Source organism: Cellvibrio sp. OA-2007 (assembly GCF_000953825.1).
Classification (GTDB): Bacteria; Pseudomonadota; Gammaproteobacteria; order Pseudomonadales; family Cellvibrionaceae; genus Cellvibrio.
Window position 1 is genome coordinate 52,021 of the sequence record NZ_BBUL01000081.1, and the last position, 14,198, is coordinate 66,218.

General features: G+C 46.8%; 13 protein-coding genes. 7 read left to right on the forward strand and 6 right to left on the reverse strand.

What is annotated here, in order from left to right; translation table 11 throughout:
* The first annotated feature begins 14 nt into the window (after nucleotides 1–14).
* Nucleotides 15–1,235 carry a bifunctional glutamate N-acetyltransferase/amino-acid acetyltransferase ArgJ gene (gene argJ / locus AWU77_RS05910; RefSeq protein ID WP_062060297.1) on the forward strand — a complete coding sequence of 407 codons (1,221 nt, stop codon included), beginning with the start codon at nucleotides 15–17 and terminating at the stop codon, nucleotides 1,233–1,235.
* Between the two features lie 17 nt (nucleotides 1,236–1,252).
* On the forward strand, nucleotides 1,253–2,206 hold the full coding sequence (locus AWU77_RS05915) for a Nudix family hydrolase (protein WP_202966628.1): 954 nt from the start codon (nucleotides 1,253–1,255) through the stop codon (nucleotides 2,204–2,206).
* 49 nt (nucleotides 2,207–2,255) lie between these two features.
* Here the strand turns inward: AWU77_RS05915 and yacG are convergent, their stop codons facing one another.
* Genes yacG through pilB form a run of 5 tightly spaced genes read right to left on the reverse strand, consistent with a single transcriptional unit; the run spans nucleotide 2,256 to nucleotide 7,010 of the window.
* Nucleotides 2,256–2,468 carry a DNA gyrase inhibitor YacG gene (yacG, locus tag AWU77_RS05920; RefSeq protein WP_062060299.1) on the reverse strand — a complete coding sequence of 71 codons (213 nt, stop codon included), beginning with the start codon at nucleotides 2,466–2,468 and terminating at the stop codon, nucleotides 2,256–2,258.
* 6 nt (nucleotides 2,469–2,474) lie between these two features.
* On the reverse strand, nucleotides 2,475–3,101 hold the full coding sequence (gene coaE, locus AWU77_RS05925; protein ID WP_062060301.1) for a dephospho-CoA kinase: 627 nt from the start codon (nucleotides 3,099–3,101) through the stop codon (nucleotides 2,475–2,477).
* A 9-nt stretch (nucleotides 3,102–3,110) separates the two neighbouring features.
* Nucleotides 3,111–4,007, reverse strand: coding sequence for an A24 family peptidase (locus AWU77_RS05930; RefSeq protein ID WP_062060303.1), 897 nt, complete (start codon nucleotides 4,005–4,007; stop codon nucleotides 3,111–3,113).
* Nucleotides 4,008–4,009: 2 nt separating this feature from the next.
* On the reverse strand, nucleotides 4,010–5,281 hold the full coding sequence (locus AWU77_RS05935) for a type II secretion system F family protein (RefSeq protein ID WP_084618128.1): 1,272 nt from the start codon (nucleotides 5,279–5,281) through the stop codon (nucleotides 4,010–4,012).
* 4 nt (nucleotides 5,282–5,285) lie between these two features.
* The gene (gene pilB, locus AWU77_RS05940) at nucleotides 5,286–7,010 is read right to left on the reverse strand and encodes a type IV-A pilus assembly ATPase PilB (RefSeq protein WP_062060305.1); all 1,725 of its coding nucleotides are present in this window, start codon (nucleotides 7,008–7,010) and stop codon (nucleotides 5,286–5,288) included.
* 330 nt (nucleotides 7,011–7,340) lie between these two features.
* Here pilB and AWU77_RS05945 point away from each other — a divergent pair, with 330 nt between their 5' ends.
* The 4 genes from AWU77_RS05945 to AWU77_RS05960 all read left to right on the forward strand — a co-directional run bounded on the left by AWU77_RS05945 (nucleotide 7,341) and on the right by AWU77_RS05960 (nucleotide 10,548).
* Complete coding sequence (locus tag AWU77_RS05945) at nucleotides 7,341–7,868, forward strand: pilin (RefSeq protein WP_062060307.1); 528 nt, start codon at nucleotides 7,341–7,343, stop codon at nucleotides 7,866–7,868.
* 46 nt (nucleotides 7,869–7,914) lie between these two features.
* A complete protein-coding gene (locus tag AWU77_RS05950) occupies nucleotides 7,915–9,132 on the forward strand; it encodes a serine hydrolase (RefSeq protein ID WP_152625284.1) in 1,218 nt (405 codons plus the stop codon).
* A 37-nt stretch (nucleotides 9,133–9,169) separates the two neighbouring features.
* Nucleotides 9,170–9,874: a TfpX/TfpZ family type IV pilin accessory protein gene (tfpZ, locus tag AWU77_RS05955; RefSeq protein WP_062060311.1), complete on the forward strand. Its 705-nt coding sequence runs from the start codon at nucleotides 9,170–9,172 to the stop codon at nucleotides 9,872–9,874.
* Nucleotides 9,875–10,077: 203 nt separating this feature from the next.
* Nucleotides 10,078–10,548 carry a pilin gene (locus tag AWU77_RS05960; RefSeq protein WP_062060313.1) on the forward strand — a complete coding sequence of 157 codons (471 nt, stop codon included), beginning with the start codon at nucleotides 10,078–10,080 and terminating at the stop codon, nucleotides 10,546–10,548.
* Here the strand turns inward: AWU77_RS05960 and nadC are convergent.
* Nucleotides 10,521–11,402, reverse strand: a complete 882-nt coding sequence (gene nadC / locus AWU77_RS05965) for a carboxylating nicotinate-nucleotide diphosphorylase (protein WP_062060315.1) — start codon at nucleotides 11,400–11,402, stop codon at nucleotides 10,521–10,523. The genes AWU77_RS05960 and nadC overlap by 28 nt on opposite strands.
* A gap of 213 nt (nucleotides 11,403–11,615) precedes the next feature.
* On the opposite strand from nadC, the gene AWU77_RS05970 reads away from it, so the two are divergent.
* Nucleotides 11,616–14,144, forward strand: a complete 2,529-nt coding sequence (locus AWU77_RS05970) for a DUF1631 domain-containing protein (RefSeq protein WP_062060317.1) — start codon at nucleotides 11,616–11,618, stop codon at nucleotides 14,142–14,144.
* Nucleotides 14,145–14,198: the final 54 nt, after the last annotated feature.

Here is a 14,198-nt window from a genome sequence, read left to right on the forward strand (position 1 = left end):
TCGAGATTTATATTATGGCCGTAGGTGAATATCCATTTCCGCACATGCATCCAGTAAAGGGTGTGAAATTAACCGCAGTGAGCGCCGGAATTAAAAAAGTCGGTCGCCGCGATGTGGTTTTATTTGAGCTGGCCGAAGGCAGTAGTGTTGCCGGTGTGTTTACAAAAAATGCCTTTTGCGCGGCACCGGTGACTGTCTGCAGAGAACATTTGGCGGCACAGCCTATTCGCTTTTTGATAATCAACTCGGGCAATGCCAATGCCTGTACTGGTGAACAAGGTTTGCTGGATGCCAAAGCGACCTGCGCTGCAATTGCTGAGCGCGCGGGAGTTAAGCCTGAGCAAGTCCTGCCCTTTTCAACGGGCGTTATTGGTGAGCCATTGCCGGTGCAAAAAATTATTGCGGTAGTTCCTGAGGCATTGGAAAAGGCGAATGAAAATGGCTGGGAAGATGCGGGCGCTGGCATTATGACCACCGATACACGCCCCAAGGGTTTTAGTCAGCAGTTTGAATATCAAGGTAAGCTGATTACCGTTAATGGTATCTCCAAAGGCGCGGGCATGATTAAGCCCAATATGGCGACCATGCTCGGTTATATCGCCACTGATGCAAAAGTTTCGCAAGAATTGCTGCAACAGTTAGCTCGTGAAGCTGCCGATAAATCGTTTAATCGCATTACTATTGATGGCGATACCTCGACTAACGACTCTTGCATTTTAATTGCTACCGGTCAGGTGGATCTGCCCGAGGTGAATACTGCCAGTGGCGAACTCTACGAAAAATTGCGTGAAGTTATTCTCGCTGCGCATGTGCATCTTGCTAAAAGCATTGTTAGTGATGGCGAAGGCGCAACCAAGTTTGTTACGGTTGCAGTCAGTGGTGGTGCTAATCGCGATGAGTGTTTGGATGTCGCCTATGCCGTGGCGCATTCACCCTTAATTAAAACTGCACTTTTTGCTTCAGACCCTAATTGGGGGCGCATTGTGGCGGCAATCGGTTATGCTGGCGTGCCTGATTTGGATGCGACCAAAGTTCGTGTGCATTTGAACGATACGCTAATCGTTGAAAACGGCGGCCGTGCAAAAACCTATACGGAAGAGCAGGGGCAAGCGGTGATGAGCCAAGCTGAAATTGCGATTAATATCAATTTGGGCCGCGGCGACTTTGCTGAAACTGTGTGGACGACCGATCTCTCCTATGAATATGTGCGCATCAATGCGGACTACCGCTCTTAATTGTTTTGCATTTCATCGTGACTAAATTACTGCATGTTGCCGTTGGTGTGATTGTAAATGCTGACGGCAAAATTCTTATCGCCAAACGTCCGCTAAGCGCCCATCAAGGTGGCTTGTGGGAGTTTCCTGGCGGTAAGGTCGATGCTGGCGAAACAATTGAGCAAGCGCTAGTGCGTGAATTGCATGAAGAGCTTGCGATTAATGTGCTCGCCAGTCAGCCGCTTATTCAAATTCGCCATCACTACCCAGATAAATCCGTTTTGCTGGATGTGCACAAAGTCACCCAATTCTCGGGTGTTCCGGTGGGCAATGAAGGTCAGCCTGTTCAGTGGGTAGATGCCAAAGCGCTGCCGAGCTTTGAATTTCCCGCTGCGAATCGCCCGATTATTTCTGCGATTAATCTGCCGGAAAAATATCTGATTAGCGGCACTTATCGCGATGAAGATGATTTTATTGCGCGATTAAACAAGGCGTTGGCACAAGGCTTATCTATAGTGCAGTTGCGTATTGGCGATTTTAATTTGAATACGCATCGGCCGTTGCTGAATAAGACGCTGGCAGCGGTTAACCAAGCCGGTGCGCGTTTAGTTGTTAATTGCTCTCTCGCTGAATTTACTCGAATTGCAAATTCTCGCCCTGAACAACATATAGGATTACATCTCAATAGCCATCATGCTGTGGCTATACATCAGCGGCCTGTTGCTGCGCAGGTGTTGTTTGGTGTTTCCTGTCACAATGCAGAAGAGATTATTCATGCACAACAGATAGGTGCAGACTATCTCGTCTTATCGCCAGTATTGCCGACCCACTCTCATCCATCCGCGCAGCTATTGGGCTGGGAGCTGTTTGCCGCGCTTGTAGAGCAATCAAATGTGCCTGTCTATGCCTTGGGCGGAGTTGGCGATGAACATTTAACTGTTGCGCGCTCGTGCGGCGCACAGGGTGTTGCGGGCATTAGTGCTTGGTGGTAGCTGGTCGGTGAAAGGTAGAAGTTGCGCTCTGAGTTCAGTAGGGCAGCGATTACTGATGCTGTTCATCCTCTGAATTAATATCCAAATTGTCCCCCGCGATGCGATGGTTTTCGCTCGCCCATTCACCTAAATCAATCAGACGGCAGCGATCACTGCAGAAGGGGCGATGAGGAAAGTCATCATTCCAGAGCACTGTTTTTTTACAGCTGGGGCAGGCGAGTTTGAGCGATGTCAGGTCAGAGTCGGACGATGTATTGTGCATAATGAGTCAGTTTGTTTGAGTGTGTGATTCTGCGCTGGACTGCGCCAATTCAAGATAAAGTTGATGCAGCCGTTCAACTTGGATTTCCAAGGCGTCAATACTGCCGTGGTTTTCAATAATGTCAGTTGCTCTTGCGCAACGTTCTTGGCGCGTGAGCTGGGTTTGCATAATGGCTTTGATTTGCGCCTCGTTGTTTTTGTCGCGCTGAGTGGCGCGCTCCAATTGCAGTTGCTCGCTAGTATCGATTACTAAAATGCGATCCACTAATTGATATTGTTGTGTTTCCAGTAACAGCGGCGACGCAAGAATCGCGTAGGGGCTGGTGGCATTGGCAAGTTGGCGGCGAATTTCGGCGTTAATAATCGGGTGTAATAGGGCTTCGAGCCAGTGTTTTTCTGCTGGGTCGGCAAAGATAATGGCGCGCAGCTTGGCGCGGTTGAGATTGCCAGCGTCATCAAGAATGTCTGCGCCAAAGTGAGCGGCAATCTCTGCTAATGCCGGCTTTCCTTGAGCAACTACTTCGCGCGCGACTATATCCGCATCAACAACCTGTATACCGCGCGCGATGAATCTGTTGCTCGCTTCAGACTTGCCGCTGCCAATGCCGCCTGTGAGCCCAATAATCAGAGGCATTTATACCACCTAGTGGGCGACAAACAGTTTTAAATAGGATTGATTGATGGTGTCGCCCCAGATAAAGGCAATCCAGCCGGCGATGGCTAGATAGGGGCCAAAGGGAATGGGGATATTTTTATCGCGACCACGAATAACAATCATACCGATACCAATCACTGCGCCCACAAGCGACGACAGCAAAATAATCTGCGGCAACATTTGCCAGCCCATCCAGGCACCGAGCGCGGCGAGTAATTTAAAATCGCCGTAACCCATTCCCTCTTTACCCGTTAGCAGTTTAAACAGTTTATACACCGACCAGAGCGCCAAGTAACCCGCTATAGCCCCCCAGAGTGCGCTGGGCAAATCCGTAAATGCGCCAAAACTATTGGCGATTAAGCCGAGCCAAAGCAGGGGAAGGGTAATATCGTCAGGCAGTAAGTAGGTGTCAAAGTCGATCATAGTCAAAGCGATAAGCGACCAGGTAAATATGAGTGCCGCCAAGCCATTCCAGTTAACACCAATATAATAAATAACGGCGATAGACAGTAAGCCTGTCACTAATTCAATGCTGGGGTAACGAATAGAAATCTTGGCCTTACAATTGGAACATTTTCCACGTAAAAACAAATAACTAATGACAGGAATGTTTTCCCACGGTTTTATCTTGTGGCCGCAGTGAGGGCAGCGAGAAACAGGAACCATTAAATTAAATGGTTCCTGCTTTGCATCGTTAGTCGGGAGTGACGCAATATCGCCATCATTGGCTAAGAAATCGCGACATTGATTTTGCCAGTCGCGTTCCATCATCTTGGGTAGACGATAAATAACAACGTTTAGAAAACTACCCACGAGCAAGCCGAGAACTAAAGTGCAAGCCATTCCTAAAAGTGGATAGGCTTGTAAAGCTGAAAATAACGTCACGTTTAGACAACCGCACCGAGTTGGAAGATTGGGAGGTACATAGCAATCAACAGTCCGCCCACTAAAACGCCGAGTACAGACATAATGATAGGCTCTAAGAGAGAAGTGAGCGTGTCTACCATGTTATCTACGGCTTCTTCGTAATACACCGCCACTTTGTCCAGCATTGCATCCAAGGCGCCAGATTCTTCACCGATAGCGGCCATTTGTATCAATAATGTAGGAAAAATGGCGCGTGCTTTGAGTGCAGTATTCAGTTGTATGCCGGTTGATACATCTTCGCGAACTTTTATTATCGCGTCAGAGTAGATTTTATTTCCTGCTGCGCCGGCTACGGAAGTCAGTGCATCAATAAGCGGTACGCCTGCAGCGAATGTGGTCGCAAGTGTACGTGCGAAACGAGCCATAACAGACAAGTAAAGAATTTTACCTATAATGGGTAGTTTGAGAAGATATTTGTCTATTGCATATGCCACTGCCGATGAGCGACGAGCGGCTTCTCTAAAGAGAAAAAATCCACCAATCATCCCAACAAGTATTATTAACCAGTATGCCTGCGCAAGCTCTGATAGGTGTAAAACAAATAAGGTAAAAGCCGGAAGTTCGGCGCCAAAACCGCTAAATGTTTCTGCGAATTGCGGTACAACCTTAACGAGCAGTATGCCTGTCACAACAATGGCCACAATCACAACTGCGATGGGATAAGTCAGCGCTTTTTTGATCTTGGCTTTTAATGCTTCGGTTTTTTCTTTATAGGTGGCAATTCTGTCGAGCATGGTTTCAAGAGCACCGGCTTGTTCACCAGCGTCAACAAGGTTGCAGAATAATTCATCAAAATATTTAGGATGATCTTTTAATGAGTTTGCAAAACCTCCGCCTGCGGCAACGCTGTCTCTAATTTGCAGAACGAGTTTCTTCAAGTTTGGATTTTCAAGCCCGTCTGCAACTATGTCGAACGCCTGAACCAGTGGAACACCAGCTTTCATCATGGTGGCCATTTGACGGGAAAAAACGGCAATATCTGCGGGTTTAATGGCCTTTCCGCTTGATCCAAATAGAGGCTTTCCTTTTTTCGTGACAGATTTTGCCGTTATGCCTTGTTTGGCAAGAAGGGTTTTAACAATTGTTGGGCTGCCGCCATTGATTTCGCCCTGAATTTTATTGCCCTTTTTGTCTACACCTTTGTAGGTATAGGTATTTGTAGTGGGCACAGACTTTACTTTTGCTTTGCTAACTGCGGCGCTAGCCGATTTGCTGGTTGTGGTTAATGCCATGGAATTAATCCTTGGTTACTCGGTTGGCCTCTTCGAGGCTGGTTAATCCCATTGCCACTTTGCGCAATGCGGATACCCTAAGGTTATTAAAGCCAGCTTCCTTCGCGGCACGCGCAATTTGCAGTGAATTGCCTCCTTCCATTATAAGGTTGGCAATCAGCGGGGTGATGCGAACTACTTCATATACACCAACCCGTCCTTTATAACCTCCGTTGCATTTTTCACAGCCAACAGGGTGAAAGAGTTGGAATTCTGCGCGCGGTATACCTATTTCGTCAAATCCCTCTGCGGTGAGTATGTCATCGGGAATATCTGTAGCTACTTTTTTACACGCTGGACACAGGCGCCGCGCGAGGCGCTGCGCAATAATCAAGCTGACGCTAGTGGCAACGTTAAATGCTGGAACTCCCATGTTCAGCAAGCGAGTTAATGTTTCTGGTGCCGAGTTTGTATGCAAGGTGGATAAAACCAAGTGGCCTGTTTGCGATGCTTTAATTGCGATCTCGGCGGTTTCCAAGTCTCGAATCTCCCCCACCATGATGACATCCGGGTCTTGCCGTAAGAACGAGCGCAGTGCTTCGGCAAAGGTGAGGCCTACTCTTGCATTCATTTGTACTTGGTTGATGCCTTCAAGGTTGATTTCTACGGGATCTTCCGCAGTCGAGATATTCACTTCATGTGTGTTCAGTATATTAAGCCCCGTGTAGAGCGATACGGTTTTACCGCTACCGGTAGGGCCGGTGACCAAAATCATTCCTTGCGACTGGGCTAACGCATCCATGAATAATTGTTTTTGGTTATCTTCATAGCCAAGTGCATCGATTCCCAGTTTTGCTGAGCTTGGATCAAGAATACGCAATACAATTTTTTCACCGAAAAGTGTAGGTAAGGTATTTACACGAAAATCGATAGCCCGCGTTTTGGATACTTTAAGTTTAATCCGGCCATCTTGCGGCAGGCGGCGCTCGGATATGTCCATTTGCGACATAACCTTCAAGCGAGCCGCCATCCTTCCCGCTAAGTTAACCGGCGGGCGGGACATTTCGGTTAATACGCCATCGGTGCGAAAGCGAATGCGGTAGGTTTTCTCGTAAGGTTCAAAATGAATATCAGACGCGCCTGTTTTTATCGCATCCAGAAGCACCTTATTGATGAATTTTACAATGGGGGCCTCGTCAGCCTCCGCTTCATCATCACTATTGGCTGCCTCATTAACAGATTGGATGTCCAAATCATCCAGGTTGTCATCCAACCCTCCCAGCGCATCACCGAGTGTTTCTTCTTGGGATGTTAGGTATTTCTCTATCGCGATTTTTAATTTATCAGCTTCAACTAGCACGGCCTCGGTGTTTATACCGGTGTTGAACTTTATCTCGTCTAGCGCGTGCAAGTCAGTAGGGTCGGTAACTGCTAGGAATAATCGGTTCCCTCTCCGTGCAATGGGCAGCGTTTGGTGCTTACGAATCAGTTTTTCGTCAACCAGTTTTAAAGGGATTGTGTCTTTATTTAGTGAGTCCAGATCAAAAACGGGAGAGCCAAACTCCTCAGACGCGATGCGCGCAATGGTGCGCGCATCCAGCAATCCTCTTGACACCAACAATTGAACGAAAGGAACCCCTTCTTTTTTTGCCATGGTTACTGATTTGCTGGCGATATCGAGCTCTAGCAGATTGTCGGCTACCAGGCGTCTTGCCAGGCCATTAAGCAGAGGAGCAGATTGGGTTGTCATCGTTGTCGAGCCTACTTGAATGCGGAGTTGTCAGCGTGAATGCTTGCAATAGTAACCTAACTTTAGCAGTTGTTAATGCCCTTGGCGCAGTTTTGGTTATTATCCTTGCGCTACTAAAGCTGGAAGCTTTTCCGACAAAAAATGTCACTTTTGTAGCTTTTGCGTCGCCTTGTGTGCTGTTTTTATAAGTTGTTTGAGTGCGCTCAGGTGTAAAGCACCCGTAAATACCGATTGTGCAGCCTATGTATCCAGTTGGCATAGCGATTGCCTCATACTCGGTGTTATCCAACAAAAATGCTTTTTACCAACCCTTACTCTTTCGGAGTTTTTATGAAAAAGTCAGTACAAAAAGGTTTCACCCTTATCGAATTGATGATCGTAGTAGCGATCATTGGTATTTTAGCTGCAGTAGCACTACCGCAATATCAAACTTATGTTGCTAAGTCACAGGTCTCTCGTGTGATGACAGAGATCGGTGCATTGAAAACTATCGTAGAGACCTGTCTGTTGGAAGGTAGATTGACCCCAGTTGCGCCAACAGCAACGCCTACTGCAACTCAATGCTCAATAGGCTTCACAGGTAGCAGCTTGCTGGGTGCGGCACTAGCTAATATTGGTGATGATACCGCTAAAAAATTAGGTGGGGTTGACGTCACTATCGGTGAGACGGCTGCCGCGGATTCTACGTTAATCGGCACATTCGGTAACAGTGCTGCAACTGCAATCGCTACTAAGACGTTCACTTGGACTCGCGACGGTGCTGCAGGCGGTACTTGGAGTTGCTCGACTAATGTCGAGGCGAAGTATGCTCCAAGTGGTTGCACTGTGGTGGCAGCTGGCGGCGGCGGCGGAGCTTAAGGCTTAGCTTTTAACTGGAAGCCACCCTCGGGTGGCTTTTTTATTTATGAAATCAAAACTTATAAAATATGTCTTTACCTCGGTAGTGATTTGCGGAAGTTTTTGGTTTTACTTCCAAGTAAATACCTACCCTTATAAAGTGGCTCGCTGGTTTCAGCCCATAGAAGCTAAGTTAGTGTCTGTGACCGCAAAAAGTTGTTCACCTGAAGCATCTTGGTTAAATCTATTTGTCGATCATGGAGTAACACATCTGGGGGCTTACTCTGCGCAGGTGGCTTTTCTGGATGTTGAGAATGCACTGTCGCATTGTGAAATTGGTTATAAAAATGAGCTGTTTGGTATTCAGGTAAGTGCAGATCATCGATATCGCTATGCAAGTACAAGCAAGCTGATAACGACTGCTGAGATTCTTAAGTTAGTAAGTCAGCATAAAATCCACTTGGACGATACATTAATCAGCTTTTTCCCAGAGTTGACCCAATTTAAAGACGAGCGTATTGCTCACATCACTATCTCGCAGTTGTTGAACCATAAGGCAGGTTTTAATCGCTTGACGCTCAGTGGCGACCCTATGTTTTTGCGCCGGAACAAACCTTGGTGTCCACAGAACTTAATCGAGTTACAGACACTGACGCTGGCAGTTAATCCGGGAGAGAAACAAATTTATTCCAATCTCGGGTATTGTTTGCTAGGAGAAGTAATTCACCGTGTCACCGGCGAACCGTATCGTGATGTTGTAAGCCGTGAATTTTCACTGCCTAAGCGCGATATTAAATTTATAAATGACTTTTATTATGCCGATGAAGTGAAATATGACTATCGCTATGAAGAATGGTTTAACGATTCTTATTTAACATTATTTGATTTTGATGCAATCGCTTCGTCTGCAGGTCTATCTGGCTCTGCAACTGCCTTAGCTCAACTGCTTTGGGATATTCATCATCGACAAAGTCCATCGCCATTTATGCTTAACAATCCTGGTGCTGATTGCAATCTGCAGAAGCCAATAGGTTGTTTGCATTTGGGTGTGTTTCATTATCAACCCGAGAAATATGGCATTGCGCTCCATTTTCACCAAGGTTATTTGCCTGGTTCTTCATCGTTGGCGATTGTTGATAGTTTTGGTGGTGTGACTGTATTGGTCAAAAGTGGCGCCGATCGCGACCAGCAAAATCCAGAGAATGAATGGATAAGGTGGATGTATAAACGCTTGAGTTTGTATTACACCTTACAGGGAAAGTTACCTATACTAAGTTCTCACTAGTTAAAATAACGGTAAGACTATTTTTAAGAGTGCTGATATGAAGTTTCGATTGTTATGTTTTGCTTCTCATTTGGCGGTGTCATTTGCCATTGCTCTTTGTGCATTATTGATGGTGTTTTCGTTTTGGTACCCAGCACCTTTAGATAAAGCGTTGGGAGTTGTCAGCATATTTTTATTGTTGCTTTCGATTGATGTAATTGTTGGTCCATTGTTGACACTGTTAGTCGCCAAGCAAGGAAAAAAAACGCTAAAAATGGATTTGCTAATTATTGGGGCGATTCAATTTTTGGCGTTTGCTTATGGTTTGCATACGGTCGCGCAGGGGCGGCCAGTATGGTTGATTTACGATGCTGGTCGCTTCGAGGCTGTTCAGGCGTATGAGGCTGTCTTGAATTCAAATGTTGCCCCCGAATCGGAAGCTTTTGGTTTGGGCTTGACTGGCCCTGTGTGGGGTGCTGTAGCAAATGCGGTGCCCCCATCTGTGGCCAAGGGCGATGCTTATTACAGGGCTGAGTTTTTACAGCCTTACGATAAAAAAGTTGCAGAAAATGTTGCTCTTCATTCTCTTCCGCTAGAGATACTTAATCGTTTCAATGATTCTGCGAAGGTTGATGCGATATTGAAGGCCTATCCTGAGGCAAATGGATTTGTACCTATGGCGGCGAAACAAAAGTCTTTGTCGGTGTTAATTAATAAAGATGGCGGGAGGCTAATCGCTATAGTGGATTTGTCTCCTTGGTAGTTAATACATTTGCTTTGATCGTTGCCGCGCTCTAGTGAATGTGACAAAAAATGACAGGATGTGACCTGCTGCACTTGGTGAAAATCTAACGACGCGTTGCTTGGTGTGAAGTCCAAGCATTAGTCGTTGTTTTATAAGTGTTTTTAGAATTGGTTTGAATATTGCTGTAACACAAGGAAGCAAATTTTTTGCAGGAAACTGATATGAAGAATACATTCTCGGCTGGATTCACACTGATTGAACTGATGATTGTGGTAGCCATCATCGGAATTTTGGCGGCCGTTGCATTACCTTCTTATCAAACGTACGCCGCTAAGTCGCAAGCCTCTCGAGTGATGTCGGAATCTGCAGGGTTGAGAGCGTTGGTTGAAACTTGTATCAATCAAGGGGCACTGGTGATTGGCGCTGCAGCTGGGCAGTGTGACCCCGGTGCTGTAGGTTCTACGCTTTTAGACGGCACCTCACAAACAGGAGCCACTTTGCCTGTTGGTACAGGGGTTCCGCAGGTAGCAATTGCTGCCGATGGCGCTGTCACAATTGTGGCAACATTCGGTAATAATGCAACGCCATTTTTTACGGGTGAGAGTTTAACTTGGGCTCGTACTGTGGATGGCGCATGGTCTTGTTCTACTACAATTGATGTGGTTTATCGCCCTAAAGGTTGTGACTTGTGATTGACTACCCTCATCGACAAATCAACCGCCTTGCAATGCTTAGTCAGCGCACCAATAGAAATATAATCCACCCCGGTTTCCGCTGTTGGAACTAATGTCTGCGCGTCAATATTTCCTGATGCTTCAAGTTTTGCTCTTCCTGCATTTATCGCAACTGCTTTTTTCATGTCTTCAATACTGAAATTATCCAGCATGATGATGTCCGCTCCGGCTTCCAGTGCTTGATTTAGTTCAGTAAAACTTTCTACTTCTACTTCAACCGGTTTTTCTGGGGCGATGACTCTGGCGTTAGCCACTGCGTTAGCAATTCCATTGCAGGCTGCAATGTGGTTTTCTTTAATTAAAAAGGCATCGTACAGGCCAATGCGATGATTGTGGCAGCCGCCGCAGGCTACTGCATATTTTTGCGCGCTGCGCAGACCGGGGATGGTTTTGCGAGTGTCGAGTAGTTTCACCTGAGTGTGCGCTACTAGCGATGCATACTGGCTGCTAATCGTCGCGGTGCCCGATAAGGTTTGTACAAAGTTCAATGCGGCACGCTCACCTGTCAACAGGCTGCGAGCGCTGCCTTTCAGCGTGAACAAAGGGCTATTGGCTGCTGCGCGTTGCCCATCTTCTATATGCCAGGTGATGCGAACTTGTGGATCAAGTTGACGAAACACTTCCTCTACCCAAGCCTTACCGCAAAAAATGCACTCTTCGCGAGTAATAATATTCGCCTCGGCGATTTGCTCGGCTGGAATTAGCTGCGCGGTGATGTCGCCCGAACCTATGTCTTCGGCAAGCGCCATCGCCACGTTTTTGGCTATGTCGTCAATGAGGCTGGGTATGCTTTTACTAAATGTAGGGTTCATGGTGTCGAATAATTAAACAATGTGTGGTTGATTGTGGCCATTTATGGCGCGGAAGTCTTCGGCTAATTCCAAAACATACTTAAAAAACCATAAGATAACGTATTGGTTATAGCCTTTTGTGATATGTCTCTCGATCTTATCATTTGCTTACTTGGAGTGTCTTGCCCTTAGTTATACTCAAGTTACGCAAGTTTTTACTAATGGTAATCCGCCATGTCCGAACAGATGAAATCCGACCCCAAAAAGGTTGTCCATTTAAACGTAGAGCGCAATTCCACCGCTAACTCCCAAGTGGCACTTGCTCGCTTGCCCGCGGCCATGCATACCTTGCGCGATAAGGCGCGGCAGCAGCTGCAGCTTTTTTTGCGCGAGTTGTTCGATAAGGTCGATGATGCCATGTTTGAGTTGGCTGACAAAGCTAATAACAACCATGACCAAAATATCTTTTTTGATTCCATGCGCGAAGTACGTATTCGTCGCCGTGCGATGGAAGCTTCTTTTTTTCGCAGCATCGATATAGGTTTTGCGCAATTGCTTGACCCAACGGCTTATCGCGACGAGCAGCAAGCTCCCGATAAGTCCTTGTCGCTGGATGATTTGTCTCTGGTTAAAAACGATGAACTGGAAGAGATGGTTGCGGTTGATGGCATGGTCAACAAGGCCAATGAGCAATTCGCCGAGCCCATTCAGCATTTGACTCTGCGTATCGATCATTTGGTGCCGACCAAGGTTTACCAAAAAAATAATCCTCTAGGTGTGGACGTGATCTGCAATGCCTTTACGGATGCAACTAAGGCATTGAGTATTGATGTAAAAGCCAAGTTGGTGTTGTTTAAATTGTTCGACAACATTGTAATGACCAAGCTCGGTAAACTTTTTGATGTACTCAATCAAACCTTAATCGATGCCAACATTTTGCCGTCGCTAAAACAGGACGTGCGGGTTAAGCGGTCTCCAGCTCCTTCGAGCGCTGATCTCTATGGTCAAGGTATTAGCGCCCAATATGGTTTAGGTGGGCAGCAAGCGGGCGCGGAAACAGGTGGCCTGAATCAGAGTTATGACGAGCAAACCAATCAGGTTTTGCATCACTTGCGCGATTTACTGGGCGCTAATCGTAGTGCGCCCCAAGCTCAGTTGCCAGGCGAGGAAATTACCACGCGGGATTTGATTAAAATTCTGTCGCTGGCGCAACAACAAAATACCACCAATAATTCTATAGCGAGTGGCGCTCCTACCAATTTGCGCAACTTATTGACAGATTTACTGCGCAATGAAACCCAAACTGCGGCCGCTATTAACCAGGTTGATGATGATGTAATCAATTTGGTTAGCATGATGTTTGAGTTCATTTTGGATGACCGCAATCTTGCGGCGCCGATGAAGGCGCTTATTGGCCGCTTGCAAATCCCAATGGTTAAAGTGGCAATTGCGGACAAAGCCTTTTTTAGCAAAGGCGGTCACCCTGCGCGTCGGTTATTGAATGAAATGGCAATGGCTTGTTTAGGCTGGCAGGAATCCAGCGAGGAAAATCAACGCAAAGACAGTCTCTTTAATAAGATGGAAGAAACGGTACGCGCGATCCTCACCGATTTTGATACAGATATGAGTATCTTTGATCGCTTGCTGGTGGATTTCCGTTCGTTCCTTGACAAAGAAAAACGCCGCGCCTCCATTCTTGAGCAGCGCACCATTGATGCTGAAGATGGCAAAGCAAAATCTGAGCGTGCTCGGGCGCAGGTGGATGCAGAGTTGAATCGTATCTGTGCGGGTAAAGAGCTGCCCTTGGCGGCAACAAAACTGCTGCGTGAGGCATGGGCGAATGTCATGTTTATTACTTCGCTTAAACAGGGTGTAGAAAGTGACGAGTGGCGCAGCAACTCTGTAACAGCACAGCAGCTGGTGTGGAGTGTTACGGCCACGATGGACAAGGATAATCGCCAAAAGTTATTAAAGCTGGTTCCTGAGTTGTTGCAAAAATTGCGTACCGGGTTGGAAAGTATTTCATTCAGCCCCTTTGAAACGACCAACTTGTTTAAGCAATTGGAAGTTGCCCATTTGGCACGCTTGCGCGGCGAAGTAAAACCTCAGGGTAATGCTGCCGTATCGGCGCCGTCGGTAGACAATGCTGTGAAGGCAAGTGAGATGGCTGCTAAAAGTGCCATGCTGAAAGCCGCTATAGCGGACTCACCAAAAGTTGCGCAACAAGTCGTCACTGCAGCTGTGCCAGAAGCTAAGCAACAAAGTAATGCAGTGCCACCAGTTGACCCATCGTCTGAACCTTTAGTTGCAACAGTCGTAGAATCATCACCTGTGAGCCAAGCTGTAATTGAGTCGGACGAGCCGATTGCCGCTCAGCCAATTGAACCGACAGTTACTGCAGAAGTGAGTACGGTTTCGCAAGCAGTAGGTGAGGTTGTTACTGTAGACGAAACTGTCAGTAAACCTGTTCAGGCGGATACACAGCATTTGGCGTTGGTAAACAATATTACCCAAGGCACTTGGTTTGAAATGCAGGGCGAGGCGGGCGAAAAATACCGCTGTCGTTTGGCGGCGATTATTCGCTCGGTTGGAAAATATATTTTTGTAAACCGCTCCGGTATGAAGGTCGCAGAAGAAAGTCGTGAGAGTTTGGCGATTGCATTGCAAACCAAACGATTGACAATTTTAGATGACGGCATGTTGTTTGATCGTGCGCTGGAAGCGGTAATTGGTACCTTGCGCGAGCAGCGCACGCTAAATTAGTTTCTCCTCAGATGCTTACCCGGCCTTGCGCCGGGTTTTTTATATCTTGCGCTG